General features: G+C 64.5%; 22 protein-coding genes. 5 read left to right on the forward strand and 17 right to left on the reverse strand.

The genetic code is table 11. From position 1 onward, the window contains the following. Positions 1 to 133 precede the first annotated feature (133 nt). The 5 genes from NLM31_RS31915 to NLM31_RS31935 all read right to left on the reverse strand — a co-directional run bounded on the left by NLM31_RS31915 (position 134) and on the right by NLM31_RS31935 (position 8,702). On the reverse strand, positions 134 to 2,653 hold the full coding sequence (locus tag NLM31_RS31915) for a M56 family metallopeptidase (protein ID WP_254194891.1): 2,520 nt from the start codon (positions 2,651 to 2,653) through the stop codon (positions 134 to 136). Then, complete coding sequence (locus NLM31_RS31920; protein ID WP_148753097.1) at positions 2,650 to 3,042, reverse strand: BlaI/MecI/CopY family transcriptional regulator; 393 nt, start codon at positions 3,040 to 3,042, stop codon at positions 2,650 to 2,652. Before NLM31_RS31920 ends, NLM31_RS31915 begins: the two co-directional genes overlap by 4 nt. Positions 3,043 to 3,330: 288 nt before the next feature. Continuing rightward, the gene (locus NLM31_RS31925) at positions 3,331 to 4,983 is read right to left on the reverse strand and encodes an NAD-dependent malic enzyme (RefSeq protein ID WP_309143712.1); all 1,653 of its coding nucleotides are present in this window, start codon (positions 4,981 to 4,983) and stop codon (positions 3,331 to 3,333) included. 299 nt (positions 4,984 to 5,282) lie between these two features. Next, positions 5,283 to 6,281, reverse strand: a complete 999-nt coding sequence (locus tag NLM31_RS31930; protein WP_254196309.1) for a tripartite tricarboxylate transporter substrate-binding protein — start codon at positions 6,279 to 6,281, stop codon at positions 5,283 to 5,285. Positions 6,282 to 6,371: 90 nt separating this feature from the next. After that, a complete protein-coding gene (locus NLM31_RS31935; protein ID WP_254194892.1) occupies positions 6,372 to 8,702 on the reverse strand; it encodes a mechanosensitive ion channel domain-containing protein in 2,331 nt (776 codons plus the stop codon). Positions 8,703 to 8,955: 253 nt separating this feature from the next. On the opposite strand from NLM31_RS31935, the gene NLM31_RS31940 reads away from it, so the two are divergent. Continuing rightward, positions 8,956 to 9,579, forward strand: a complete 624-nt coding sequence (locus tag NLM31_RS31940; RefSeq protein WP_254133263.1) for a hypothetical protein — start codon at positions 8,956 to 8,958, stop codon at positions 9,577 to 9,579. A gap of 412 nt (positions 9,580 to 9,991) precedes the next feature. After that, complete coding sequence (locus NLM31_RS31945) at positions 9,992 to 10,876, forward strand: MBL fold metallo-hydrolase (RefSeq protein ID WP_254194893.1); 885 nt, start codon at positions 9,992 to 9,994, stop codon at positions 10,874 to 10,876. 361 nt (positions 10,877 to 11,237) lie between these two features. Here the strand turns inward: NLM31_RS31945 and NLM31_RS31950 are convergent, their stop codons facing one another. The 8 genes from NLM31_RS31950 to NLM31_RS31985 form a co-directional block, all read right to left on the reverse strand. Then, the gene (locus tag NLM31_RS31950) at positions 11,238 to 12,167 is read right to left on the reverse strand and encodes a polyphosphate kinase 2 family protein (RefSeq protein WP_254194894.1); all 930 of its coding nucleotides are present in this window, start codon (positions 12,165 to 12,167) and stop codon (positions 11,238 to 11,240) included. Beyond that, positions 12,127 to 13,146, reverse strand: coding sequence for a branched-chain amino acid ABC transporter permease (locus NLM31_RS31955; RefSeq protein ID WP_254194895.1), 1,020 nt, complete (start codon positions 13,144 to 13,146; stop codon positions 12,127 to 12,129). The genes NLM31_RS31950 and NLM31_RS31955 overlap by 41 nt, the downstream gene beginning before the upstream one ends. Continuing rightward, positions 13,143 to 14,024, reverse strand: a complete 882-nt coding sequence (locus NLM31_RS31960) for a branched-chain amino acid ABC transporter permease (protein WP_254133267.1) — start codon at positions 14,022 to 14,024, stop codon at positions 13,143 to 13,145. The genes NLM31_RS31955 and NLM31_RS31960 overlap by 4 nt, the downstream gene beginning before the upstream one ends. A 7-nt stretch (positions 14,025 to 14,031) precedes the next feature. Next, positions 14,032 to 14,736 (reverse strand): ABC transporter ATP-binding protein, encoded by a 705-nt coding sequence (locus NLM31_RS31965; RefSeq protein WP_254194896.1) that lies wholly within the window; start codon positions 14,734 to 14,736, stop codon positions 14,032 to 14,034. Next, positions 14,736 to 15,506 carry an ABC transporter ATP-binding protein gene (locus NLM31_RS31970; protein ID WP_254194897.1) on the reverse strand — a complete coding sequence of 257 codons (771 nt, stop codon included), beginning with the start codon at positions 15,504 to 15,506 and terminating at the stop codon, positions 14,736 to 14,738. Before NLM31_RS31970 ends, NLM31_RS31965 begins: the two co-directional genes overlap by 1 nt. Positions 15,507 to 15,521: 15 nt before the next feature. Further along, a complete protein-coding gene (locus NLM31_RS31975; protein WP_254194898.1) occupies positions 15,522 to 16,832 on the reverse strand; it encodes an ABC transporter substrate-binding protein in 1,311 nt (436 codons plus the stop codon). 93 nt (positions 16,833 to 16,925) lie between these two features. Continuing rightward, on the reverse strand, positions 16,926 to 17,630 hold the full coding sequence (locus tag NLM31_RS31980; RefSeq protein ID WP_254133271.1) for an NUDIX hydrolase: 705 nt from the start codon (positions 17,628 to 17,630) through the stop codon (positions 16,926 to 16,928). 29 nt (positions 17,631 to 17,659) lie between these two features. Further along, the gene (locus tag NLM31_RS31985) at positions 17,660 to 18,685 is read right to left on the reverse strand and encodes an ABC transporter substrate-binding protein (protein ID WP_254194899.1); all 1,026 of its coding nucleotides are present in this window, start codon (positions 18,683 to 18,685) and stop codon (positions 17,660 to 17,662) included. A 139-nt stretch (positions 18,686 to 18,824) separates the two neighbouring features. On the opposite strand from NLM31_RS31985, the gene NLM31_RS31990 reads away from it, so the two are divergent. Further along, positions 18,825 to 19,274 carry a cupin domain-containing protein gene (locus NLM31_RS31990; protein ID WP_254194900.1) on the forward strand — a complete coding sequence of 150 codons (450 nt, stop codon included), beginning with the start codon at positions 18,825 to 18,827 and terminating at the stop codon, positions 19,272 to 19,274. 45 nt (positions 19,275 to 19,319) lie between these two features. On the opposite strand, the gene NLM31_RS31995 is transcribed toward NLM31_RS31990, so the two are convergent. Then, positions 19,320 to 20,105, reverse strand: coding sequence for an ABC transporter permease (locus NLM31_RS31995; protein ID WP_254194901.1), 786 nt, complete (start codon positions 20,103 to 20,105; stop codon positions 19,320 to 19,322). Then, a complete protein-coding gene (locus NLM31_RS32000) occupies positions 20,105 to 20,923 on the reverse strand; it encodes an ABC transporter ATP-binding protein (RefSeq protein ID WP_254133275.1) in 819 nt (272 codons plus the stop codon). Before NLM31_RS32000 ends, NLM31_RS31995 begins: the two co-directional genes overlap by 1 nt. Before the next feature lie 119 nt (positions 20,924 to 21,042). Between NLM31_RS32000 and NLM31_RS32005 the strand changes: the two genes are divergently transcribed. Continuing rightward, entirely contained in the window at positions 21,043 to 21,825 is a 783-nt protein-coding gene (locus NLM31_RS32005) for an ABC transporter ATP-binding protein (RefSeq protein ID WP_254194902.1), read from the forward strand. Continuing rightward, positions 21,822 to 23,381, forward strand: coding sequence for an ABC transporter permease/substrate-binding protein (locus NLM31_RS32010; RefSeq protein WP_254194903.1), 1,560 nt, complete (start codon positions 21,822 to 21,824; stop codon positions 23,379 to 23,381). Before NLM31_RS32005 ends, NLM31_RS32010 begins: the two co-directional genes overlap by 4 nt. 28 nt (positions 23,382 to 23,409) lie before the next feature. On the opposite strand, the gene NLM31_RS32015 is transcribed toward NLM31_RS32010, so the two are convergent. Beyond that, positions 23,410 to 23,787, reverse strand: a complete 378-nt coding sequence (locus NLM31_RS32015) for a rhodanese-like domain-containing protein (RefSeq protein ID WP_254133278.1) — start codon at positions 23,785 to 23,787, stop codon at positions 23,410 to 23,412. Positions 23,788 to 23,925: 138 nt separating this feature from the next. Continuing rightward, positions 23,926 to 25,638 (reverse strand): LTA synthase family protein, encoded by a 1,713-nt coding sequence (locus NLM31_RS32020; RefSeq protein WP_254194904.1) that lies wholly within the window; start codon positions 25,636 to 25,638, stop codon positions 23,926 to 23,928. Positions 25,639 to 25,798 lie beyond the last annotated feature (160 nt).

A 25,798-nucleotide genomic window follows, 5' to 3' on the forward strand; every position in this document is an offset into this window, starting at 1 on the left:
GTCAGCTTGCGAGGGCCGCGCCGAATTCCGGGCCCGCGGCCGGCTACCTAACGTAATGTTACATACCGTAGCGATCGCCGCGGCCACGCGCAAGCCGCGATTGACGCGATCGCGGCGCCGTCCCGGCGCGCCGCTAGAAATTCGGCCCCAACGCGATCTTGGTGATCGTTCCGTTCCTGATGCCGATGCGCCATTCCGCCGAGCCGTTGGCGAACTGGGCGACATAGATGTCGCTGTCGAGCGCGGTGACGCCGCGGAACGAGACCGCGCGCAGCGCCCCGAGCCGCGCCACGATGGCCTGGTCGAACGGAAGCTGCGCACGCGTGATGTTGGCGACCTCGGTCGTCATGTGGTCGTAGTCCGGCTGCCCCTTGCCGATGCCCTCGATATATTGCCGCAGCATCGCCTCGCCATTGGCGATCGGGACGGCGCGACGCGACGCGCGGCCCGGCCGCGCCAGGACGTTCGAGGCCTCGACATTGTGGAAGCGCGTTTGCCGGCCCGGCACCACGATCTCCATGCACTTGCCCGACTTGTCGGCAATGACCCATGGATTGTTCACGGTGGTCAGGGCGACCCAGGTCATGTCCGACCTGACGACGCTCTGCGCCTTGCGCTCGCCGTCCGCACCGAGATTGAAGACCTGAATATCGTCCTCCGTCTCGTTGTAGAGCATGATCCTGATCGGCGAGGTGCCGGCACGGCCGCGCACATTCGCTTCCTCGGAGCAGGAGACGATACCGCCGAGCTCGTCATTGCCGTCGGGCCGGAAGATCACGTCGCCCGCCTTGCCGTCGGGCTCGAGCATCACGCGGAATTCCGCCGTGCCGTTCGCGAACTTGGCGCCATAGATGTCGTAGCCGCCGGGCCCGACGCCGCGGAAGAAGATCGACTCGACGGCACCGAGCGCCGCGAAGGTCGCGCGCAATTCGTCGAGCCGACGATGGATGCTGGCGGCGAGCGGCGCGCTCATCCGATCGTAGTTCGGCGTGCCGGCTCGCACATCCTCGATCCCCCTGAGGATCACTTCCTTGCTGCCTGCAGCCGGAATCTGCTCCCTGAACCTGTCAGGCACTTCCGCGAGGCGGCGCGCGAACTCGGCCTCGATCGCCTGGGCCTGCGCCGCATCGATCCGCTGCGCGAGGCGGGCGCCGGAGGTGGCGTTCTGGACCAGCACACGCGCCACGTTGGCCGCGTCATCGCGCAGGAAGATCAGGAGATGATCGCCGTGGAGCGAAAAGGCATCGGCGCCTTCGGCGAGAATCTTCGATCGACCCTGCCCGGTCTCCTGCACCTGCAGCAGATCGCCATCGCGCCGCACGGTGAGCACGCGGTTCGGCGCGACCTTGTACCAGCCGACATAGTGATCGAGCGACACCGGATCGGTCGCCGGCGCCGGCATCTCGGCGACGCGAACGGCGCGCACGTCGCGGCCGTTCATGCGCAGCGTCAACTCGGACGAGCGGCGCTCCGCGTCGATCGGGAACGTGATCTCGCCGAACGTCGCCGCATAGGACGCCGTGCCGTCGCTGGCGACGGTCAGGCGCAGCCTGCGTTGCCCGGTGAGCTGCCCGTAGATGTCGTCGCCCTCGCGGAAGACGGCGAACACCGAGGCGGGGCCCATGGCGTAGAAATTGACGAACGGACGGTAATGCTGCGCCGGCACATCGCCGAGATCCGCGCCGGCGGGCACGGGATCCGGCGTGCGATAGGCGATCATGCCGGCCGACACGATCACCACCGGCACGATCGCGGCCGCGATCCACAGCCGCTTGCGCCAGCCGACTGCCACCGGCAGCGCGGCGGCTGCGATGATGCGCTCGATCCGCGCCCGCACGGTCGACACCTGCGCCATCGCAAGCTCCATCGGCCGCGGCTTCACGGAGGAAGCGACGTCGAGCAGGATTTCCGCGTAGGACAGCCGGTCGTCGATCATCTCGATCGCCCGGGCATCGCTGATGATCTCGGCAAGCTCGGCCAGCCGCGCCAGCTGCCACCATGAGAACGGGCTGAACCAGAACACCGCGCGGTTGAGCGAGGCGAGCAGGAGGACATAGAAATCGCCATTGGCGACATGCGCGCCCTCATGCGCGAGCACCGCGAGGCGCTTCTTCGCGTCCCAGCTGAAAAACTGCGGCGGCACCAGGATGGTCGAGCCGAAGGTGACGGGGCCGCCGACATCGCGGCTGACGCGCACATCGGCATCGATCATCTCGCGGCTCTTCACCGGTTTCGCCGCGCGCGCCAGGCGCCAGGTCAGGCAGAGGCCGATGGCCAGCCGCAGCAGCAGCAGGCCGGCGACGCAGACATAGGCGGCGGTTGCGACCATCCACCAGTCGATCGCGATGCCTCGCTTCACCATCGGCGCGATGGCCCCAGCGGGCGCGATCGGCAGGGTCGGCTGCGGCCGCTCCAGCATCGCGAAATCGGTCGGCCAGGTGTCGTCCGGCACCGGCATGGACAAGGGCATCCGGTCGATGGTGAGCGTCGGCCAGTGCATCACGAACGGCATCGCCAGCGATGCCAGCAGCACGACCACCCACGCCGTCATGTGGACGTGCGGATTGCGGACACGAAACAGGATGAGACCGATCCAGACGACGCCTCCCAGCGCGAAGGAGCGTAACGCCGCCTCAGCCAGAGCCGCGATCATTCTTTCTTCACTCCCCTCGCCTTCTTCGCCTTGGCCACCTGGTCGGCCAGCGCACGCAATTGTTGCTGGTCGAGCATCGCATTGTCCACCATGCCGACGAGGACCTCCTCCATCGAGCCGTTGCAGAACCAGTCGACGATCCGCTGCACCGCCTTGGCCGCAACGCGGGCCCGCTCTTCGGCGGCGTGGTAGACATAGGTGCGCCCGTCCACGGTGTGGCGAGCGTAGCCCTTTTCCTCCAGCCGGCGCAGCACCGTCCGCACCGTCGATTCCTTCAAGCGTCGCGATAGCCGCTCGCGCACGATTTCGGCCGTGACCGGCCCATGGGCCCATACCAATTGCATGACCTCGTGCTCGAGATCGCCCAGGTCGGGCAAACGATCGTCCATGGTGGCTTACCTAACGGCTTGAGTTTCTTGTAATGCTACGCAGCGTCGCACATATGGCGACGGCAAACAATTGCGATTCCGGCGGAACCGGGCGGGCCAGCAAGGCTGTCGCATATGCAGGAGGACGTGGCGGACTGGTTGCCCGCGGCCCATCCTTTGAGACGCCCGCCTACGGCGGGCCCTCAGGATGAGGTCGCGTTTGCGGCGAGATATCAGCCCCTCATGGTGAGGAGCCCGCCAAAGCGGGCGTCTCGAACCATGCAGGCCGAACTCTCCCGGCAGACTCACTCAGTACTTCGGCTCGTACATCTGCGACTGGACCAGGCCCTTCACGTCGTTGGGCGGGGGTCCGTCGGCGAGCCCGCGCTGATAGGCGACATCGGCGACAGCGGCCGCGATACGGGCCGAGACCTCGCGGATGCGGGGCAGCGCAGGATAGAGGCTGCCCTGATCCAGATCCTCCTTGCCGACGCAATTGGCGAGCGTATGAGCGGCCGCCATGAACATCTCGTCGGTCACGAGCCGTGAGCGGCTGGCGATGACGCCGAGGCCGACGCCGGGGAAGATGTAGGAGTTGTTGCCCTGGCGCGGCACGAAGGTGCGGCCGTTGAGCTTGACCGGATCGTAGGGACTGCCGCAGGCGAACAGCGCGCGGCCGCCGGTGTAGCGATACGCATCCTCGGCCGAGCACTCGGCCTTCGAGGTCGGGTTGGACAGCGCGAACACGATCGGCTGTTCGTTGAGCTCGGCCATCGCCTTGAGCACCTCGGGCGTGAAGGCACCACCCACCGCGGCAACACCGATGATCGCCGTCGGCTTCAGCGTCTTGATCGCGGTGAGGAAGTCGGCGATCGGCGCCTGATCCTTGTGGGCATAACGGAGCTTGTGGCCGTGCAGGCCCTCACGGGCGCCGACGACCAGACCGCGGGAATCCACCAGCCAGTTGCGCCGCAGCGCCTCGGCCTCCGTTGCGCCCTCCGCCATCATGGCGGAGACGACGAGGTCGGCGATACCGGTCGCTGCCTCGCCGGCACCGAGGAACAGGATGCGCTGATCCCGCAGCTTGCCGCCGCTGACACGCAGCGCCGAGAACAGGCCGGCAAGCGCGACCGCCGCGGTGCCCTGAATGTCGTCGTTGAAGACGCAGGCTTCGTCGCGGTATTTGTGCAGCAGCTTGAACGCGGAATGGTTGGCGAAATCCTCGAACTGGATCAGCACATCGGGAAACGTCTTTCGCGCGGCCGTCATGAACTCATCGACGAAGCTGTCATAGGCCTCGCCGGTCAGCCGCCGCTCGCGCAGACCGAGATAATAGGGATCGCTCAGGAGCTCCTCGTTGTTGGTGCCGACGTCGAGCACGATCGGCAGGCAGTGCTCGGGATGCACACCGGCACAGGCCGAATAGAGCGAGAGCTTTCCGACCGGAATGCCCATGCCGTTGGCGCCGAGATCGCCGAGGCCAAGAATCCGTTCGCCATCGGTGACGACGATGAGCTTTGCGGGATTGGGCCAGTTCTTCAGGATGTCCGCGATCTGGCCGCGATCGCGCGAGGAGATGAACATGCCGCGCGGCCGCTGGTAGATCAGGCCATATTTCTGGCAGGCGAGCCCGACCGTCGGCGTGTAGATGATCGGCTGGATCTCGTCGATGTTGTCGACGACGACGCGGAAGAACAGCGCTTCATTGCGGTCATGCAGCGCGTTCAGCGCGACGAATTTTTCGAGGTCGGTCGGCAGCGTGCGCAGATTGGTCAGCACGCGCTCGGCCTGCGTCTCCATCGTCAGGACACAAGCCGGCAACAGGCCGCGCAAGCCGAGTGCATCGCGCTCCGCTTCCGTGAAGGCTGTGCCTTTATTGAGCAAGGGATCACGCAGCAAGGCCATGCCATGCGCGGACTCGGACGATGTCGATTGGGTGCTGACCCGAGCAGGTCTATTCACGAATTCCCCCAGGGAGTTTCTTATTGAAGGGGAGCCATTGTCGGCCAGCACTTCATCGAGATCAAGGACGTTGCTCCTTGGGCCGCGATTGTGATCTCGCACCGCAGCGAGATTTTTGTGAGAGGAAAGCAGGCAGCCGAGGCAAAGCTTAACGCTGAAAAACAGCTCGTTCTCCTCATGGTGAGGAGCGCGGCACGCGCGTCTCGAACGATGAAAGGCCCCGATCTCACCCGCGGCCATCCTCCGAGACGGCCGCTACGCGGCCTCCTCAGGATGAGGAGGCGTGCATGACAGCAAGATTATTCCGGCTTGATGTCCGCGGCCTTCACCACCGGCCACCATTTTTCGGTCTCGGCCTTCTGGAAGGCGCCGAGGGCGGCGGGCGACTGCTGGTCCTGCGGCGGTATCTCCTGGCCCAGTTCGGCGAAGCGCTGCTTGACGGCGGGATCGGCAAGCGCGGCGACGATGGCCGCGTTGAGCTTTGAGACGATCTCCTTCGGCGTGTTCTTCGGTGCCCAGATGCCGTGCCAGTAGGAGATGTACAGGCCGGGCAGGCCCGCTTCGTCGACGGTCGGAATGTCGGGCGCGGATGCGAGCCGCGTCGGCGATGTCACCGCGAACGCCTTGATCGCCCCGTTCTTGTATTGCGGCAGCGAGTTCGAGGCCTGGTCGAACATGATGTCGATCTGTCCGGCGACGAGATCGATCATCGCGGGCCCCGCACCCCGGTACGGCACGAACTGGAAGTCGGTGCCGGTCTTCTCCTTGAAGAACACGCCGGCGACGTGCGCGCCGGTGCCGGCGCCGGCGGTCCCCGCCGTCGCCTTGCCGGGATTGGCCTTCAGCCAGGCGATCATCTCTTTCAGATTGTTCGCCTCGAGCGACTTCCGGCCGACGATCAGCTGTGTGCCCATCGCGACCAGCGCGACCGGCTCGAAATCGGTGACGACATCATAAGGCAGCTTGAAGATCGCGCCGTTGAGCACATGCGTGCCCCAATGGCCGATGGTGATGGTCGTGCCGTCAGGCGTTGCGCGCGCGACGCGGGCACCGGCGATGCTGCCGGACGCGCCGGCGACGTTCTCGACCACGATCGTCGCATGCAGCTCGGCTGCGATCCGCTCCGACAGGATCCGTGCCAGCGTATCGGTCGGCCCGCCGGCCGCAAACGGGACCACCAGCGTGATGGGACGGGAGGGAAACGGCTGGGCGCAGCCCGGAGCAGTCCACGCGACACTTCCGATCAACGCACAAATGACGATCACATGACCGCGCAATCCGGCCCACAGCCCCCGCACCATTCTTCCCACCCTTTTTGCCGCCCGCATGTCATCAGCGGGCTGGAGGGCGAGTGAACGCTGCCGGAAGAACGGAGGCAAGCCGGAAATTTATCCAGCCGCCCGCCGCGGCGTCAGATTCGTGGCGACGTCGGCCGGTGGCGCGACATGCATCAAAATGGTCTGGGTCGCGGATGCCACCTCGATGCCGTTCTGCTGGAAGCGCTGCTTCATGCGGCGGTTGAATTCGCGCTGGACCGGCCAGCGGCCGGCCTCGGTGCAGCGGATCTGGCCGACGATCGACACCATGGCACCATCGACCTTGTCGATACCCCAGAGCTCGAGGTCGCCGCGGATCAACGGGCGGAATTCCGTCTCGCGGCGCATCTCCTCGACGATGTCCTTGAGGATCTGGCCGGCGCGGTCGGTGTCTTCCTTGTAGGCGACATTGATGCTGACGGAGGCGTTGCCGGCGCCACGGCTGGCATTGGTGATGGTCGTCACCGCGCTGAACGGCACGATGTGCACGGAGCCGTCGCCGGCGCGCAGGCGTATCGTACGAATGGAAACGTTCTCGACCACGCCCGACAGGCCCGACACGCTGACGGTATCGCCGACCTGGACCGTATTCTCCAACAGCAGGAACAGGCCGGTGATGAGATCCTGCACCAGCTTTTGCGAACCGAAGCCGATCGCGATGCCGACGATGCCGGCACCCGCGAGCAGCGGCGCGACATTGACGCCGATTTCGCTCAGTGCCGTGAGGCCGACGACGGTGGCGATCAGGCACAGCAGCGCCGTCCGCAGCATCGGCTGGAAGGTGCGCAGGCGCGCCGCGCGGGCATAATGCCCGTCACGCGACAACGTGTTGATCTGGCGGTCCAAGAGCGCATTGCTGGCCTCCCAGATCACCGCGGCGATGAAGACCGCGACGCCGATCGTCGCGAGGGCGGAAATCAACTGGCTGCCGATCTGGCCGCCATAGAACCAGACGATGGCATCGACGCCCCAGACCTCGAGCACGGCGACGAAGCCGACGAACGCGATCACGCCGGAGACGATCTTGCGCAGCAGCGGCAGATAGCGGTTGGCGCGGATCTCCAGCCCCGGAAAGCGCTGGAGGATCTCCGGCTGGATGCGGAAGCCGCGATCGATCAGGCTCAGCGTCACCATGATCGCAACCCGCGTGATCAGCACCACCACGATGGTGCCGACGAAATATTGCAGCAGCAGCGAATAGCCGTTGCGGATGTTCAGCGCCCACACCGCCCACAGCGCCAGATCGAGCGCGATGGCCAGATAGTGCCAGCCGCCGGCGATGCGGTTGCGCAGGCGCGCCGCGATCCCCTGCCGGTCCGCAGGCGCGCGAATGGCGTCGGCGACCTGGCGGCGGCATTGCAGGATGATGACGACGACGAAGAGATGCACGACCAGCATCACCATGCGGATGAGCGCGGCATAGCCGGCGCGATGCAGGCCGAGCAGCAGCGCCACGTTGGCGAATGCAATGCCGGTGACCGCGACGCCGACGATGCGGCGCGCCCAGATCTCGACATAGGCTGCCGTCTCGGCGCGCACCGGAAACAGCCCGAACGGCCCGGCCGGCGCACGGACGACGCAAATGAGCCCGCGCGAAAACGCATAGGCGTTGACGACGGCAAGGATCACGAGGCGGACGGTCGCGGGCTCGCCGATCTCCGTTCCGAGCAATGCGGTCGCGATGCCGACGAATACGACCACCGGAAGCAGTTCGAACAACAGCCGCCCCAGCACGAAAGGCAGCCGCAGTAACAGCTGCCAGACCCGCGCCAGGCTGTGCCTGCGCTTGTGCAATTCCGGCGACGGCGTGACATCGGCGACCGATGACGGCGGATCGGCAATGGGCAGCGCCTGCACCGGCAGGCGCGCGGTCTGCGGCACGCGCCCTTCGAGGAAGACGACCGGGCGGCGGATCAGGCGGACAATCACCCATTCGGCCGCAAGCGCGCAGCCGAACACCAGCGCCAGCTTCCAGGCGATCTCGATCAGCAGATTATAGGCGTCGGGATCGTTGGCGGTCCGTACGATCCAGTAATAGAACGCCGGGAAATGCGTGAGCGTCCGCGCCATGTCGGCGACGTCGCGCGAGATCTCGCCGATCTCCTCCGACACCGTGAGCAGAAGCTGCGCGCCGAGTCCGTCAGCCGACAGCGGGATCGGCGACTTCTGCTCGGGTGCGGGCTGCTGCGGACCGGACGCATTCGCGATCGCGCGCAGCGTATCGATCATTTGCGCGCGCTTCTTGTCGTCCTGGAGCGTCTCCAGCGCCCGCTTGGCCTCGTCAGGCGACAGCGCGGCCATGCCGCTCGCGGCCGGCGCAGGCGGCTCTGCCCGGGCGGGGGAGAAAGACGAGAGCGCGAGAAAGAGGGCGGCGACAAGCGCCGAGGCAAGCTTATGCGACACGCGGATTCCCCAAAATAAATGAAATGCGCCGGCGGAATCGTGACCGCGAAGCACTGCGTCATGTCGGATAGCGGCTATTCGCCCCGATCATGTGTCGGAAGTTTGCCGATCAGGCGACCATCTCTTGGCATTTCCCTTGGCATTTCCCTTGGCATGTCCTCTGGCATTTCCCCCAACGCAGATGTGATGGAACCGCGTCATGGCCAGTGCCGCAAAAGCATGCGAAATTGGCGCGGGAATTCGGGGGCATCACATGATGGATTTTGACCGGCGCCGGCTCGTGCTTGCGGGGGCTGCGATCCTGCTTGGCACGCGGGCCGCGGTCGCACAGAGCGGACCCACCTTCACCTATCGCGGCATCACGGTCGACACCAGCGCTGCGCAAAGCCAGCCCGATATCAAGGACGTCGTCACGTCGCTGAAGCATCAGATCGACATCGTCGTCGAATGCGGTGCCAAGCCCGAGATCATGACCTTCTTCAAAAGCCAACCGGTCTCGGTCAAGCCCGGACAGGGCGACGGTGGCGGCCACTTCTCGTCCAAGGTCCAGGGCGTCACGGTTGACGCGGCCGTCGTTGCGCCAGAGAAGCCGGTGCTGCTGCACGAGCTGCTCCACGCCTATCATTTCCGCGTCCTGCCGGGAGCGCTGCAGAATCCGGATCTTGTGCGCTTCTACGGCATCGCCAGGCAGAACGAACTCTATCCACCGGACTCCTACGTCCTGAAGAACGTGCAGGAGTTTTTTGCGGTGACCGGAAGCCTCTATCTCTGGGGCAATGTCGACCGCCCGCCCAACAACCGCGCCACCCTGCACGAGAAGCAGCCGGTGTATTATCAGTGGCTCGGTGATCTCTTCGGCGTGACGAAGAAGGCGTAGTCGACGCGCGAGGGGGCAAAACGCACAGCGCCGGGCAGGTAGGGGCTCTGCCTTGCTGATGCAGCCCACTAAACCTTGACCCGGCGTGCCGTTCGCGGTTTCTGCCGCTATGCGATAATCCGAACGAGCTCCATCGCAATTAACGCGGCTGGATTTGCGGAGGTGGCGTCATAGACCTCCCCTTGCTCATGAAGTGGACCCGTCGCTTGTTTGCGACCATCTGCATGCTCCTCCCGTGACATAAAACTGTCAAGCGGGATCGATGAGTTTCAAATCACATTTGACGATATGTTCCATGCTGTTCCCGCGACACATCGGCTGGTTGCAACGATGGAATAAATCATCGGCGGCAGCGTTTGTGTCGAAGAGAACACCCGCCTCCTCCGTCCTCATTCATTTCAGAAAGCCAGAGATGAAAGCATCATTTTGCATCGCCGTGCTCGCGGCGCTCGTCACCGGATCAGCATTCGCGCAGACGCCGCCGCAGACCTCGACCAAGAAAGTCGACGGCACCGAGAACGTCTACATCTTCCGCTATGGCGGCCATCAGTCGATGTTCGTGGTGACGCCGCAAGGGGTGATCGCCACCGATCCAATCTCCTACTTGCGTCCCGCCAAGCCCTATATCGATGCGATCAAGGCCGTCACCGACAAGCCGATCAAATACGTCATCTACAGCCACCACCATTACGACCACATCGCCGGCGGCCAGCCCTTCAAGGATCTCGGCGCCACCTTCATCGCGCATCGCCGCACCAGGGAGCGGCTGCTCGAGCTGAAGAAACAGAATGCGCTCCTGGCCGATATCGTGATGCCGGATCAGGTGGTCGACGGCAAGAAGACCATCACGCTCGGTGGCACCACGCTGGAGCTCGACTATGTCGGCCGCAACCATTCCGACAACTCGCTGGTGATGCGGCTGCCGAAGGAGAAGCTCGTCTTCGTGGTCGACTTCGCGCCGATCGAGGCGGTCCAGTTCCGCAACATTCCCGACAATGCCTCGCCGCTCGAATATATCGCCTCGCTCAAGAAGCTGGCTTCGCTCGACTGGGAGCGGATGATCCCCGGCCACCCCTATGCCGGCGGCCGGCTCGGCACCAAGAAGGATGTCGAGGACGACATCGCCTACATGGAAGATCTCTCGGCCGAGGTGAAGAAGGCGGCCGACGCCGGCAAATGCTTCGACACCGCGATGAAGGAGGTGAAGCTGCCGAAATACGAGAAGTGGACGAATTACGAAGCGAGCCTGCCCGCCAATGTCGAGCGCTTCTGTTACTGGTGGGGTCGTGGGTACTAACGGCTAGCACCGAACGCGACGGCTTGCACCGAACTCGGCGGCCTGCACCGAACTCGTAGGGTGGGCAAAGGCGCTCAAGCGCCGTGCCCACCACCTCTCTCGATCGCGAAACATGCGTGGGCACGCTTCCGCCGTCGCTCTTCGAGCTATGGCGGACAAGTCGCTTTGCCCACCCTACGAGAGCGTTCGTGATGGTGACATCATGCCTCTGTTTTGCCCGACGGGTCAAGCCATTTTCTAAAAATCCGAACATCACCCACAGCGACCGGCAAGCCGTTGATTCCCTCAGCGCCGGCTACTGTGCATGGGGTTGTTTTCAGATTTTGCCGATGACGGCGGCCGCGCTGGCGGTTTCCTCCCGTCACTTTCCCCGCTTCTTGTCCCCCTTCCCTTCCTTCTCCAGCGCCTTGCGCACGTTGTCGAACTCCGCCGCCGAGGCCTTGTCGGCGCGGGGAAAGCGCAGGTCCAGTTTTTCGAGCTCCGCGACAATGACGGAGCCGATCACCACGCGGGCAAACCATTTGTGGTCGGCGGGCACGACATACCAGGGCGCATGCGGCGTGGCGGTGTGGCGCACGATGTCCTGATAGACCGCCTGGTAGCGCGGCCACAGCGCGCGCTCCTTGATGTCGTCCATCGAGAACTTCCACTGCTTGGCCGGCTCCTCCAGCCGATCGAGAAAGCGCTGGCGCTGCTCCTCCTTGGAGAGATTGAGGAAGAACTTCAGCACCAGGGTGCCGTTGCGCGCCAGGTAACGTTCCCAGGCGGCAATGTCCTCGAACCGTTCCTGCCAGATATTCTTGGTGACGAGCTTCGGGGGCAGCTTCTCCTTGGCGAGAACCTGCGGGTGGACACGCGTGACCAGGCACTCCTCGTAATGGGAGCGGTTGAAGATGCCGATATGGCCGCGCTCCGGCAGTGCAATGACGTGGCGCCAGAGGAAATCGTGGTCGAGCTCCTTGCTGCTCGGCGCCTTGAAGGCGGACACCTCGCAGCCCTGCGGATTGATGCCCTCGAAGATCGCCTTGATCGCGCTGTCCTTGCCGCCGGCGTCCATGGCCTGGAACACGATCAGCACCGACCAGCGGTCCTGGGCGTAGAGCTTCTCCTGGAATGCGACCAGCCGCTTCTTGTTGGCGTCGAGAATCTCCTGCGCCGTCTCCTTGTCCAGATCGCCCTTCTCGTTGGTCTTGTGGTCCTTCAGGTGGAACTTGCCGGAGCCGTCATGCCGGAATGGCGTGATGTAGCGGTCAAGTTCCTGGGCGAGCGATTTGGACGGCTTTTTGCTCATGAGCGCGGGGCACCTTGCGTTGCGACTTCAATCGGTCGAGCAGGCTACCAAGGATGCCCTTCGGAAGGAATATGATGAAAAGCACCAGCAGCACGCCGTAGACGAGGTTGTCCCAGCCGACCGCCTTGGTGCCGAAGCCGATGCGCAGGGTCTCCGCGAGCAGGATGGTGATGACGGCGCCGACGGTCGGGCCGAGCGAGACGAACAGGCCGCCGACGATGGCCGCGAACACCATCTGCAGCGACACGGCGATGCCGGAGACCGTGTCGGGCGTGATGAACATCTGGTACTGGCAATAGATCGCGCCCGCCAGCGCCGTCATCACGGCGCTGATCAGGGTGATCTTCAGTTTCTCCGCGGTGACGTCGACGCCGGCCGCGGCAGCCGCGTCCTCATCCTCCGAGATCGCCTCGAGCGCGTAGCGGCTCATGCTGCGATCGATCAGGTGCCAGACGACGATGCCGCCGAGCCAGACCGCGAGCGCGATCAGGTACCAGGTGATCTTGTCGTCGAATTGCAACGCCAGCAGCTTGTTGCCCGAGGCGCGGTTCGGCGTGTAGCCGAGCGAGCCGCCGGTATAGTCGCGCGTCGCCGTGATCACCTGGAGCACGATGCCCGACAGCGCAAGCGTCACCAGCACGAAGTAATGCCCGGTGATGCGGAAGCGGAAGCAGGGATAGCCGACGATCAGCGCCAACGCGCCCGCCGCGACCATGCCGATGGGGATGCCGATCCATGGCGACAGGCCGAGATGGTTCCAGAGCAGCGCGGTGACATAGGCACCGATCCCCATGAAGCCGCCATGGCCGAGCGAGACCAGGCCGAACCGCCCCATCATCGACCACGACGTATAGGCGAACGACCAGATCAGGATCAGCACCAGAATGTGCAGATGATAGGGATCGCGATAGACGAAGGGCAGCGCGACCAGCGCGGCCAGTCCTATCCCCCATGCGACGCGCCGGCCCTGCCCCATCATCGGCGCCTCGCGAGCAGGCCCGCGGGCCGGATGAACATCATGACGATGAAGAAGGCGAAGGCGAGCACGTAGCCCCATTCGAGATCGGAGAACAGACCACCCAGCGAGATGATCTCGGCAAACACGAAGGCCGCAATGAAGCCGCCGATGAAATTGCCGAGCCCCCCGAGCACGCAGATCAGGAAGGTGATCGGCCCGAAGGAGAGGCCGACGAAGGGGTGCACGTCATATTGCAGCACCAGCAGACAGGCGGCGAGCCCGGCCAGCCCGCCGCCGATCGCGGAGGTGATGAGATAGATCCGCCTGGTGTCGACGCCCATCAGCGCCATGATCTGGCGGTCCTGCGAGATGGCGCGGATCGCGGTGCCGGTGAAGGTGCGCGTCATGAAGAGATAGACCGCGACCATGCCGACCAGCGCCGCCAGGAACGACAGAAGTCGCGCGTAGCTGAAATTCATGTCGCCGAAGGCGAGCACCGGCAGGCGGATGCCGAGGTTGCGGAAGTCGATGCCGAAGGCGACGGTGGCAAAGCTCTGCAACACGAACAGCACACCGCCGGTTGCAAGCAGCTGGTTGATCGGTGGCGCTGTCAACAGCGGCGCGATCACGAGATAATGCAAGAGCGCGCCGAGGATCGCGACCAGCAGGATGGTCAGGGGCGCGGCGATGAAATAGCTGATGCCGTAATACTGGACCATAAAGTACATGGCGTACATGCCGATCATCACGAGCTCGGCGTAGCAGATCCAGGTCACGTCGATGACGCCGAAGATCAGGTTCAGCCCGAGCGCGAGCAGCGCCAGCACGCCGCCGAGCAGGATCCCGTTGATCACGGCCTCCAGCAGATAGATGTCGAAAATATCCAGGAACGCCTGCATATGCCCCTCACACCCCGAGATACGCTTCCTTGACCGTGTCGCTCGCCAGCATCTCGGCCGAGGTGCCCGAGGCGCGGATCGTGCCAGCCTCGATCAGATAGGCCCGGTCGACCACGCGCAGCACCTGCTGCACGTTCTGCTCGACGATCAGCACCGTCAGCCCGCTGGCGCGGATCCGCTTCACCAGCTCGAACACCTGCTGCACCACGACCGGCGCCAACCCGGCCGAGGGCTCGTCGAGCAGCAGAAGTTTCGGATTGGACATCAGCGCGCGGCCGATCGCGCACATCTGCTGCTCGCCGCCGGACATGGTGCCGGCCATCTGGTGGCGCCGCTCCTTCAATCGCGGAAACAGATCGAACACGACCTCCAGACGCTCGGCGTATTTCCCCCGCGCCTCCTTCATGAAGGCGCCCATCTTGAGATTGTCGTCGACCGAGAGCCGCGGAAACAGCCGCCGGTTCTCGGGCACATGCGCAATCCCGAGGCTGACGATCTTGTGCGGCGGAGTGGCGATGACATCGACGCCTTCCATCTTGATTGATCCGCGCGTGGGACGGATCAGACCGGAGATGACACGCATCAGCGTGGTCTTGCCCGCGCCGTTCGGACCGATCACGCCCACGGCCTCGCCGGCCTTCACGTCGAGATTGACGTCGAACAGCGCCGGGAATGTGCCATAGCCGGCGTTGACGCCGCGAAGCTCCAGCATCACTGGCCTCCCGCGCGGCGGCGCGCTTCGGCGGCCGCAGCCTGCGTGGTCTCGGCATCGGTGCCGAGATAGACCTCGATGACGCGCGGATCACCGGCGACTGCGCTCGGCAGGCCCTCCGAGATTTTTTCGCCGTGATCGAGCACCATGACGCGGTCGACCACGCGCATCAACACGCCCATGATGTGCTCGACCCAGATGATGGTGATGCCGAGCTCGTCGCGGATGTTGCGCAGCATGTCGGCGGCCTGGTCCATCTCGGCCTCATCGAGGCCGCCGAGACTCTCATCGGCGAGAAGAAGTTTGGGTGTAGTGGCGAGCGCTTTCGCAAGTTCGAGCTTCTTCAAGCCTGCTGCGCCGAGGCCATCGACACTGGCGTGGCGATCGGTCGGCAAGCCCACCATCGCAAGTGACCGCTCCGCCGCCTCCTCGGCCTGGACGCGGCTATGGCGGCCTTGGCCGTAGAATCCGGCAAGCGCGACATTCTCGAAAATGGAGAGCCGCCGGAACGGCCGCGGAATCTGGAAAGTGCGGCCGATGCCGCGGTTGATGATCCGGTGCGGTGCCAGCCCCGCGATCTCCGAGCCATCGAACAGGATCGATCCTGAGCTCGGCGCCAGCGTGCCGGAGAGCATGTTGAAGATCGTGCTCTTGCCCGAGCCGTTGGGACCGATCAGGCCGAGGATCTCGCCCTGCTCGACCCTAAACGACACGTTGTTGACGGCTGTGAAGCCGCCAAACCGCTTCACCAGCCCGCTGACCTCCAGCACCGCAACGCTCCGCTGCTACTGGTTACTGTAGGTGGTGCCCTTCGGCAGCGGCAGCACGGCTTCGCGCTGCGCCTGGCTCTTGGGCCACACCACCGAGGACTTGTCGTCGATGTATTGGATCACGACCGGGAACGAGCGCTCGTTCTGGCCCGCCATCGGTGTGCCCTCGCCGTAGAACTTGACGCCGAAGCCGAGCATGGTGCCACCCTCCGGAATGTCGGTGTCGAGCGGCGCCTTGCGCAGCGCCTCGGGATCGACCCCGCCATACTTCTTGATCGCGCGCGGCAGGACGTCATCCATGAACACGTAGGTGTTGGATGCACCGATGCCGACATGGGCGGAGCGGATGGCAACGCCGGGCCTGATCTTGTCGAACTCCTCGCCGACCATCTTGATGATGGGCGCAAGCTTCGGGTTCATGGTCTTCTGGTTGGCCAGCCAGATCGAGATCGGATCGGTGTTGAAGATGTAGCTCGCGTCAGCGCCCATCCCCTCCTTCAGCTTCTCGTAGACGCCGTAGCCGGCGCCATGGCCGACGAGGGCTGCGAACTTCAGGCCCTGCTCACGCGCCTGCCGCAGCAGCAGCGTGATGTCGGGATTGTAGCCGGTGTGGAAAATCACGTCGGGCTTGGCGCGCTTCAGCTTGGTCACCAGCGCGGAGAGATCCGGCGCGGTCGCGGAGTAGCCCTCCTTCAGCACGACGTTGAAACCCGCCTTTTTCGCGCCGGCCTCGTTGCCCTTGGAGACGTCGACGCCATAGGAGCCGTCCTCGTGGACGATGGCAACGCGGAGATCCTTCGGCTCCTTGCCGAGCTTGCCTTGCGCGTTCTGCGCGATGAAATCCATCGTCATCGCGCCGAACTGGTCGCCGCTCGCCTGCGGGCGGAACACGTATTTGTAGTTCTTGTCGGCGAACACCGCGGACGAGATGCAGGTCGTCATCCACATGAACTTCTTGAGCTGCTCGACACGGGCGGCGACCGGCACGCATTGCGCCGAGGAGAAGAAGCCGAGCACCATGTCGACCTTCTCCTGCTCGAGCAGGCGGACGGATTCGTTGATGGCGATGTCGGGCTTGCTCTGCGCGTCGGCGTAGACCGCCTCGACCTTGTAGCCCTCGACGCCGGTCTTGCTGAAATGATCGAGGATGATCTTGGTGCCGAGATATTCGAGCTCGGAGCCGCCGCCGGCGAGCGGGCCGGTCAGGTCGAAAATCACGCCGATCTTGATCTTCTTCTCCTGAGCCTGAACCGAAACGGTCAGGCCCATCGCTGCAATCGCGACCAACAGCCCACGTACCAAGCGGGCAGCCATGCGCAGGCGCATCTAAACCTCCTTGGACGATTGTGCATTGCAATTTTTTGTTTTGCTTTTGCGCCCATCACATGGGCTCGGCCGCGCGATGTCAAGCCTCGCGCGTCAGCGCGAAGCGAACTGCTGCGCGATGAAGGCCGTGACAAATCGCGGCATGGCCGGCATGAGATCATCCATTCCGCGCACGAGATGGATGGCCGACAGCTCTGGCTCGTCCTGGCGAGCCAGGTTGGCTTCGATCCGCGCGCGCGCAGCCTCACCCGGCATATCCAGGTTGAGGATCTGTATCATTGCAAGTGCGCTGCCGGTGACGACACAGTGCCAGTCTGTCTCCGCCGAATAATCAGCGGGGAGCAGGCCGGTCTCCTCCTCGAGCTCGCGAACGACGCTGCCGGGAATGTCGAGGGTGCCGTCCCTGACATCGTCGAGATCGGGTGTGCCTGAGGCGAAGTAGATGCGTCCCGCATTGGCTGTGTGATGCGCCATCTCGCCCATCAGGAAAGCGCCGTCGGAGGTGCGCAGCGCACCCATACCGAACCCGTTGAACACGGCCGGATCGGGAAAGCCCCAATCGCGCCAGGCCAGGAAGCTGGCAAAATCCGTCTCGAAATAGGTCGCAGCGAGATGACCGTCGGTGAAGACGGCATCGCGCCCGAGCAGTACCCGGCCGTTCCAGAGTTTCGGCCGCGCTCGCTGCTGCTCGGCGAAATGCGCGGCGATCTCGGCACGCCGCTCCTCGGCGAACGGCCAGATCACGGGGCGCACGGCAAGGTCAAGCGTCGTAACGCGATGAATGGTCAGTGACGTCATGACGCCTGATTACCCAGCCTTCGCGTCAGTTATTTGGCGCTCCCTGTGGTCTTCTTGGCCTGTTCGACAAACTTGTTGGTAAAGGTCTTGCTGACGTCGATCTTGGCATTGGCCACCTCGGGCGAACCGACACTGAACACCGCCAGCACGGCGTCCGCTCCCTTCGGATCCATCTTCCCGGTCTCGGAGAACATCGGGATCGTGTTCTTCAGCGCGGCGAGATAAAGATCCTTGTTCTTGCCGACCATCTCGTCCGGCATCTTGGCCATGATTTCTTCGGGCGAATGCGAATGGATCCAGGCGATCGTGGCCAGCATCGCGTTGGTCAGCGCCTGCGTCTCCTTCTCGTGTCCATTGACCCAGGCCACGGTCGAGTACAGCGCGCCACCCGGATATTCACCACCGAAGGTCTCGAGCGTGTCCTTCTGCGTACGGGTGTCGCTGAGAATACGCAAATCCTTGTGGCTGCCCTGAAGCACGGTGACGGAGGGATCGAGCATCACCGCGGCATCGATCTGCCCCTGCTCCATCGCAGCCACGGCCGTGGCGCCGAGGCCAACGCCGATCACCGCGGTGCCGGCGGGATCGAGGCCGTTCTTCTTCAGGAGATATTTCAGGAAGAAGTCAGTGGAGGAGCCGGGCGCGCTGACGCCGACCTTCTTGCCGGCCAGATCCTTGACCGATTTGATGTCGCCGGTGTGCGACGGTGCGACGACCAGCACAAGGCCCGGATAGCGGTCATAGACCACGAATGCCTGCAGCTCCTGCTTCTTGGCCGCCAGGTTGACGCAATGGTCGAAATAGCCGGACACCACATCGGCGCTGCCGCCGAGCACGGCCTTGAGCGCGTCCGAGCCGCCCTTGAGGTCGACCAGGTCGACGTTGAGGCCGGCTTTTTCGTACTCACCGAGCTGCTTGGCCAGCACCGTCGGCAAATAGCACAGGCAGGCGCCGCCACCGACCGCGATCGTGACCTTGCTTTGCGCTGCGGCAAGACCGGTGGTGAGCGTCAGCGCGAGCAGCGCGCCGGCGAGCCTGGCAATCGTGTTCTTCATTGGTTTCCTCCGTTCGGCTGGCGGCACCATAGAGCAGCGGGACTGGCTTGAGAAGCACCGCTTAAGTGGCACTGGCCATTGGTCTTTCGGCGCAATAGCATGGGTGCACAACAAGCATTCCTGATGGGGAGAATCGTCCATGAATCGCCTTGCTGCCGGGCTGTCGATCACCGCCGCCTTCGTCGCCGGATGCGGCGCGACCTACCTGCTCGGGCCGGCGCTGGCCGCCGAAAACATCACCGCGCAGATCATCCATACCGGCGAGATGGAAGGCGACGCACTCGGTACCGCCAACCAGGTCGGCTACCGCTCGAAGACCTTCATGACCGCCGATGGCTCGACCGTGTCGATCCAGGTCGGCAATGTGCCAAAACACCTGCATCCCAACACCAACGAGATCCAGTACATCCTGGACGGGACCGGGACGATCTGGCTCGGCGACAAGGAAGTGACGGTGAAGCCGGGCGACCTCGTCATCATCCCGAAGGGCACACCGCATGGCGGCACCAAGCCGATCAGCGGCCAGGTCAAGGCGATCGCGATCAAGACCCCGCCGCAGGCGCCCGACGACGTCAAGCTGCTGGATTGAGCATTTGCGATCGGGGCTCGCGCAGATGCGCGGGCCTTTCTTCCGCTAGCCGCGACTGTCCACGGTCGGCCGCCAGACCAGGAGGCGCCGTTCGACCAGCGTCACTCCAAAATCGATCAGGATGACGAAGGCCGACAGCACGAACATGCCGGCGAACACGCCGGCGACGTCGAACACGCCTTCGGCCTGCTGGATCAGATAGCCAAGCCCCGCGGCCGATCCCAGATATTCGCCGACGACGGCTCCGACCACGGCGAAGCCGACCGAGGTGTGCAGCGAAGAGAACATCCACGACAGCGCCGACGGCCAATAGACGTGCCGCATCAGCTGCCCCTCGCTCATGCCGAGCATGCGGCCATTGTCGAGCACGGTACGGCTGACCTCCTTGACGCCCTGATAGACGTTGAAGAACACGATGAAGAACACCAGCGTCACGCCGAGCGCGACCTTGGACCAGATGCCGAGCCCCAGCCACAGCGCGAAGATCGGCGCGAGCACGACGCGGGGCAGCGCGTTGGCCATCTTCACGTAAGGGTCGAACACTGCGGCAACCAGCGGCTGCCGCGCAAACCAGAAGCCGACCAGGACGCCGCTGAGCGAGCCGATCACGAAGGCGAGGATCGATTCCCAGAGCGTGATCGCGAGATGCTTCCAGATCACACCGGAAACGAACCATTTGACGATTTGCTCGAACACGTCGACCGGATTGGAGAAGAAGAACGGCGGCAGCAGGATCTTGCCGAACACCGGCACGGTCGATAACAGCTGCCACAGCACGATGCAGACGATCGCGACCAGGACTTGCAACGCAAGCAGCGTAACGCGCGACATCAGACCGCCTCCGCCGCGTGGTTGGATTGGGCGTAGCCCTTCATCACCTCGTCCTTGAGCACGCTCCAGATCTCGCGATGCAGCGCATGGAACTCCTTGTCCATCCGCACCTCGAAGATGTCGCGCGGGCGAGCGAGCGTCACGCGCCAGTCGCCGATGATGCGCGAGGACGGCCCCGCCGACATGATCACGACGCGATCGGCGAGCGCGATCGCCTCCTCGAGATCATGAGTCACGAACAGGACGGCCTTGCGGTCGGCATTCCACAAGTCGAGCAGGAGGTTGCCCATGACCTGCCGCGTCTGCGCATCAAGCGGCCCGAACGGTTCGTCCATCAGCAGGATCTTTGGGTCGCGGATCAGGACCTGCGCCAGCGCCACGCGCTTGCGCTGGCCGCCGGAGAGCATGTGCGGATAGCGGCCCGCAAACGCGCCGAGGCCTACGGAGGTCAGCCATTTCTGCGCTTGCGGCAGCGCCTCGGCGCGCGGCGTGCCCTTGATCTCGAGCCCGATCGCGACATTGTCCAGCGCCGTCTTCCAGGGGAACAGCGCATCGGCCTGGAACAGATAGCCGGCATCGCGGTTCAACCCCGCGAGCGGCTGATCGAAAATCCTGACGCTGCCGGCAGCTGGCTTGAGCAGCCCTGCGGCGACGTTGAGCAGCGTGGATTTTCCGCAGCCGGTCGGGCCGACAATGGCGACGAACTCGCCCTGGGCGACCGCGAGATGGGCCTTCTCCACCGCTGTATAGACCCGCCCGTCCCCCAACCGGAACGCGACCTTGGCATCTTCCAGCGCCACCGCCGTGGGCGTTGTCATGTGTTTCCTCCGAACTTGGCTTGATGCCTTAGCCGCTCGCGCGGCCAAGTTCAATCAACCGGCCAAGCGTGCTACGCATGGGGTCTGGCCCCCCTTGCCGCCCCTTGAGCCCATCCGCGATGCCCTCCAAGCTGGCGATCACCTACCGAAACGTCACCAAGAACTTCGGCTCCCTCAGGGCCGTCGACGACGTCTCGCTCGACATCGCCGAGGGCGAGTTTCTGGCGATCGTCGGCGGCTCGGGTTCGGGCAAGACGACGCTGCTGCGGCTTGCCAACCGGCTGATCGAGGCCGATGGCGGCACCATCACTGTCGAGGGCGAGGACGTCCAGAACGTCGATCCCGTCGCGCTGCGGCGTCGGATCGGCTACGTCTTCCAGAGCGGCGGGCTGTTTCCGCACTTGAGCGTCGCCGACAATATCGGGATCACGCCAAAGCTGCTCGGCGCGCCCGCAGCCGAGATCGCGGAGCGCGTCAACGAGCTGATCGAGCTGGTGCAGCTCGACCGTACCTCCCATCGCGACAGGCTGCCGGAGGCGCTTTCGGGCGGGCAGCGCCAGCGCGTCGGCGTGGCGCGGGCGCTGGCAGCAAGGCCGCGCATCGTGCTGATGGACGAGCCGTTCGGCGCGCTCGATCCCCTCACCCGCGATGCGCTCGGCGAGGATTTTCGCGAGCTGCACCGCAAGCTCGGCCTGACCACCGTGATGATCACGCACGACATGACGGAGGCGATCCTGCTGGCCGACCGCATCGCGGTCATGCGCGGCGGCAAGCTGCTCGCGCAGGGTACGCCGCCGGAACTCTCGACGAGCACCGATGCCTATGTGCTGGAGCTGCTGCGCACGCCACGGCGCCAGGTCGAGCGGCTCAACGCGCTGCTACCACAGGGCGGTGCGGCATGAGTTTCCTCAATGATCCGCGCTGGGGCGAGGCGCTGTCGCATTTGCCCGATTACCTCGGCAATCATGTCCGGGTGAGCCTCGCCGCGCTCGCGCTCGGCCTGATCGTCAGCTTGCCGCTCGCAATCCTCACACGCAACCGCCCGGCGCCGCGCGCCATCCTGCTCGCGCTCGCCAGCGTCGTGCAGACCGTGCCGGGGCTGGCGCTGCTCGCGCTGTTCTATCCGCTGCTGCTGCTCGCGGCGTCCGTGACGCTGAAATGGTTCGGCGTCTCCTTCTCCGCGTTCGGGTTCCTGCCGGCGATGCTGGCGCTGGCGCTCTATTCGATGCTGCCGGTGCTGCGCAACGGCATCACCGGGCTCAACGGCATCGATCCCGCGCTGATCGAAGCCGCGAAGGGCGTCGGCATGACGGAACGGCAGTCGCTCGCGATGGTCGAGCTTCCGCTGGCGCTGCCGGTGATGATGGCCGGCATCCGCACCGCCGCCGTGTGGGTGATCGGCACCGCGACGCTGTCGACGCCGATCGGTCAGACCAGTCTCGGCAATTACATTTTTGCGGGGTTGCAGACCCAGAATTGGGTGTTCGTGCTGTTCGGCTGTTTCGCGTCGGCCCTGCTCGCGCTCGCCGTCGATCAGCTGCTCGGCTTGATCGAGAGCGGGCTGCGCCAGCGCGGTCGTCTCCGCGCCGGACTCGGCGCGATCGGCATCGCGGCACTGGTTGCGGCGACGCTGGTGCCGACGATGGGACGTTCGTCGTCCGGCTATGTGGTCGGCGCAAAAACCTTCGCCGAACAATACGTGCTCTCGGCCCTGCTGCGGGACCGCCTCCAGGCGGCCGGTCTCTCCGCCACGGCGCGGTCCGGTCTCGGCTCGAGCGTGATCTTCGAGGCGCTGAAAGCCGGCGACATTGATCTCTATGTCGACTATTCCGGCACGCTCTGGGCCAACCAGCTGCACCGAACCGACATCAAGCCTCGCGCGGAGCTGGTGGCAGATTTGAAGACGGCGCTCGCCAAGGACAACATCACGCTGCTCGGCGAGCTCGGTTTCGAGAATGCCTATGCGCTGGTGATGCCGAAAAAGCGCGCCGACGCGCTTGGTATCCACACCATCGCCGATCTCGCCGCGCATGCGTCGACGATGTCGATTGCCGGCGATTATGAATTCTTCTCGCGGCCGGAATGGGCGGCGCTCCAGAAGGCCTACGGTCTTCAGTTCAACGCGCAGCGCCAGATGCAGCCGGATTTCATGTACGCCGCCGTCGCCAGCGGCGAGGTCGACGTGATCGCCGGCTATACCAGCGACGGGCTGATCGCGAAGTACGAGCTCGTGGCGCTCGACGATCCCAAGCAAGCGATCCCGCCTTACGATGCCATCCTGCTGCTGGCGCCGAAGCGTGCCGGTGACGAGAAGCTGCAGGCAGCCCTCAAGCCACTGCTCGGCAGGATCGACATCACCACGATGCGCGAAGCAAACCTGCGCGCCAGCGGCAATGATGCGAATTCATCGCCGGATGCGGTGGCGAAGTGGCTATGGGAGAAGGTGGGCCGGCGCTAGGGCGTGCCTCCCTGCGCCGCCGCCCTTGCTACGCCTTCTCGGTCGCCCCTCCGGCATCGACCCAGTCCTTGAAACCGCCGACGTTGTAGACGTGGCCGTAGCCCATGTCCTGAAGCAGCTTGCCGGCGAGCGCGGAACGGCCGCCGGAGGCGCAATAGAGGATCACGGTCTTGTCCCTGGCGAGCGCCTTGTCGTGATAGGGCGAGTCCGGATCGGCGCGAAACTCCAGCATGCCGCGGGAGATATTCACTGCGCCCGGAATCTTGCCGCTCTTCTCGATTTCAGGCGCATCGCGCACGTCGAGCACGAGCGCGCCCTTCCCGATCATCTCTTTCGCCTGGGCCGGCGAGATCTTCGGCACGGCCGCGTTGGCGGCCTCGAGCATCTGTTTCACGGAAATGGGCAAATGACTTCTCCTGTGGTTCGCAATCCGTTGAGCGCCCCCATTAGCCGGCATCATCCGTCGCGGCGTCCCTCATTCGGAGGAGGACACCGGGCCAAAGTATCAACGGACGCAGTGGCGAATGAATGGCCGCGATGGAAACTACAGCCCGCGGATCATCCCGGCATTGATCAGCAACCGGTTGAGCCGCCGCGCCTCGGCGCCGTCCTTGCAACCGTAGAAGATGCCCTTGCAGCGGATCATGATCTCCTTCTGCGCGACGAAGGACGGATCGAGCGGAATGCCTGCGGCTTCCTGGATCACCAGCGGCAGATAGGGACCATCGATCGTGTCCATCACCGCGTCGCTCTTCACAGGCTCGAAATTGACGGCGTCGATCGCGTAATAGGTCGCGTAGAGACGCGGATCGTAGGCGTCGAGCTTCTTGCCGATCGCACCTTCGTCGAGCCCGGGCTCGAGCAGATTGGGCGCGAACTCGGGCTGATGATCGCCATAGCGCACGATCAGGAAGGGCTCGCCCGGAAAATTCTTCTTCAAGCCTGCAATGAAGGCCTTGTATTGCTCGGCGCTCATCGCCTGCCGGCGCAGATATTCGTCGATGGACGGCGCGTTGCCCGGCGCGCGCCAGTTCGGCACCAGATCGGGGCGGAAGCGCGTCTCCCAGGGGAAATGATTGGCGCCGAGATAGATGAAGCTGAACAGCGGCTTGTTCGGCGTCCGCTCGTCCATCAGCCGCAGCGCCTTGTCGTAGAAGAAACTGTCGGGCTCGACATCCTTCGCGCCGAGATCCCGGGAGTCCAGGAAGCGCTCGACGCCGGTCGTCAGCTGGAAGCTGCGCGCGCCCATGAAGCCGCCATAGGCGGGATAGAGCGACATGGTGTCGTAGCCGCAGCGGCGCAGCGCCAGCGGCAGGCCGCGCTCGACGCGCCCCGAGGCGATGCGCGTCACGAAATAGGCAAAGCGGCCGAACGAGCGCGAGGACAAACCGGCAAGCACGTTATATTCGGTGAACCAGCTCGGCCCGCCATTGCTTTCGGCCAGGAAGGTACGCTCCTTGCCGTCCCAGGACTTGAAGTGACTGCCGTATCCCGGCGGCACCTTGATGCCCTGTGCGGCGCGGATGTCAAAGCTCGATTCATCATGGATCATGATGATGTTCGGCCGCCGGCCGGCCGGATGGCAAGAATCCACCAGCGGCATGTTGAGCCGCTCATTGGTCGAGGCGTCCGACTCCATGAAGCCGTACTGCACGAAATCGGATACCGCGGTGACGCCGGAGCGGAAGAATTTCGAGAGATAGCCGTCGTCGTAATAGCCGCGCCAGGCTTCGTCCGGATGATAGACGGAATATCCGACCAACCCCGCGAGACAGGCGAGCATCGCGGCGAGTGCCGGCAGGCGGCGGATGCGGAATGGATCGAGCCACCACAGCGCATACATCAGCGGCAGCGTAACGAGGCCGGCCCCGATCACCGACCAGCGCAGATTCGGGAAGATCGTGAACAGGAACGCGACCGTGTCGCGGTCGATCATCATCAGGTCGATGAAGTTCACCGTCATCTGCACGACGTCGTGCTTGAGCCGCGACAGCAACACCAGCACGACGACCATGGTCAGCGACAGCGCGCCCGACAGTGCCGGCCGGCGCAACAGCGTGACCCAGAAGAAGTTGAGGATGCCCCAGGCGAGCAGGAAGGACAGCCGCGAGCCGAAATCGGTCTCGGTCTCGTACATCAGCGCAAGCGCTGCGAAATGCGGCGCGGCAACCGCGAGCAGCCGCCAGATGCCGAGCGCGGCGACGCTCGCCAGGACGGCGGTGGTGGCGGAAGGGCCTGGATTGGGCGCGGACGCCATCGACGACACGCAACTCTGGTCCGGCGCGGTGATGCCAAGCCGTCTGACCGGCCCGCGGCGTTCGGCGCAGCCGGAAAGCCTGCGCCGTGTCATAAAACTGTAATGGAATGGTCACGGGCAGGCAACGCGATCCGCCACCCGACCTTCGCTTAATGTTAGC

Origin of the sequence: Bradyrhizobium sp. CCGUVB4N (assembly GCF_024199945.1) — a bacterium.
Taxonomy (GTDB): domain Bacteria; phylum Pseudomonadota; class Alphaproteobacteria; order Rhizobiales; family Xanthobacteraceae; genus Bradyrhizobium.

Bases quoted from the DNA above. Each gene is read 5' to 3' on its own strand.
- NLM31_RS31920 (WP_148753097.1), bottom strand. From the start codon at position 3,042: ATGGACGATCGTTTGCCCGACCTGGGCGATCTCGAGCACGAGGTCATG.
- NLM31_RS32000 (WP_254133275.1), bottom strand. From the start codon at position 20,923: ATGACAACGCCCACGGCGGTGGCGCTGGAAGATGCCAAGGTCGCGTTC.
- NLM31_RS31985 (WP_254194899.1), bottom strand. From the start codon at position 18,685: ATGAAGAACACGATTGCCAGGCTCGCCGGCGCGCTGCTCGCGCTGACG.
- NLM31_RS31975 (WP_254194898.1), bottom strand. From the start codon at position 16,832: ATGCGCCTGCGCATGGCTGCCCGCTTGGTACGTGGGCTGTTGGTCGCG.
- NLM31_RS32020 (WP_254194904.1), bottom strand. From the start codon at position 25,638: ATGGCGTCCGCGCCCAATCCAGGCCCTTCCGCCACCACCGCCGTCCTG.
- NLM31_RS32010 (WP_254194903.1), top strand. From the start codon at position 21,822: ATGAGTTTCCTCAATGATCCGCGCTGGGGCGAGGCGCTGTCGCATTTG.
- NLM31_RS31955 (WP_254194895.1), bottom strand. From the start codon at position 13,146: ATGATGGGGCAGGGCCGGCGCGTCGCATGGGGGATAGGACTGGCCGCG.
- NLM31_RS31940 (WP_254133263.1), top strand. From the start codon at position 8,956: ATGATGGATTTTGACCGGCGCCGGCTCGTGCTTGCGGGGGCTGCGATC.
- NLM31_RS32005 (WP_254194902.1), top strand. From the start codon at position 21,043: ATGCCCTCCAAGCTGGCGATCACCTACCGAAACGTCACCAAGAACTTC.
- NLM31_RS31995 (WP_254194901.1), bottom strand. From the start codon at position 20,105: ATGTCGCGCGTTACGCTGCTTGCGTTGCAAGTCCTGGTCGCGATCGTC.
- NLM31_RS31950 (WP_254194894.1), bottom strand. From the start codon at position 12,167: ATGAGCAAAAAGCCGTCCAAATCGCTCGCCCAGGAACTTGACCGCTAC.
- NLM31_RS31945 (WP_254194893.1), top strand. From the start codon at position 9,992: ATGAAAGCATCATTTTGCATCGCCGTGCTCGCGGCGCTCGTCACCGGA.
- NLM31_RS31980 (WP_254133271.1), bottom strand. From the start codon at position 17,630: ATGACGTCACTGACCATTCATCGCGTTACGACGCTTGACCTTGCCGTG.
- NLM31_RS31965 (WP_254194896.1), bottom strand. From the start codon at position 14,736: ATGCTGGAGCTTCGCGGCGTCAACGCCGGCTATGGCACATTCCCGGCG.
- NLM31_RS31960 (WP_254133267.1), bottom strand. From the start codon at position 14,024: ATGCAGGCGTTCCTGGATATTTTCGACATCTATCTGCTGGAGGCCGTG.
- NLM31_RS31990 (WP_254194900.1), top strand. From the start codon at position 18,825: ATGAATCGCCTTGCTGCCGGGCTGTCGATCACCGCCGCCTTCGTCGCC.
- NLM31_RS31915 (WP_254194891.1), bottom strand. From the start codon at position 2,653: ATGATCGCGGCTCTGGCTGAGGCGGCGTTACGCTCCTTCGCGCTGGGA.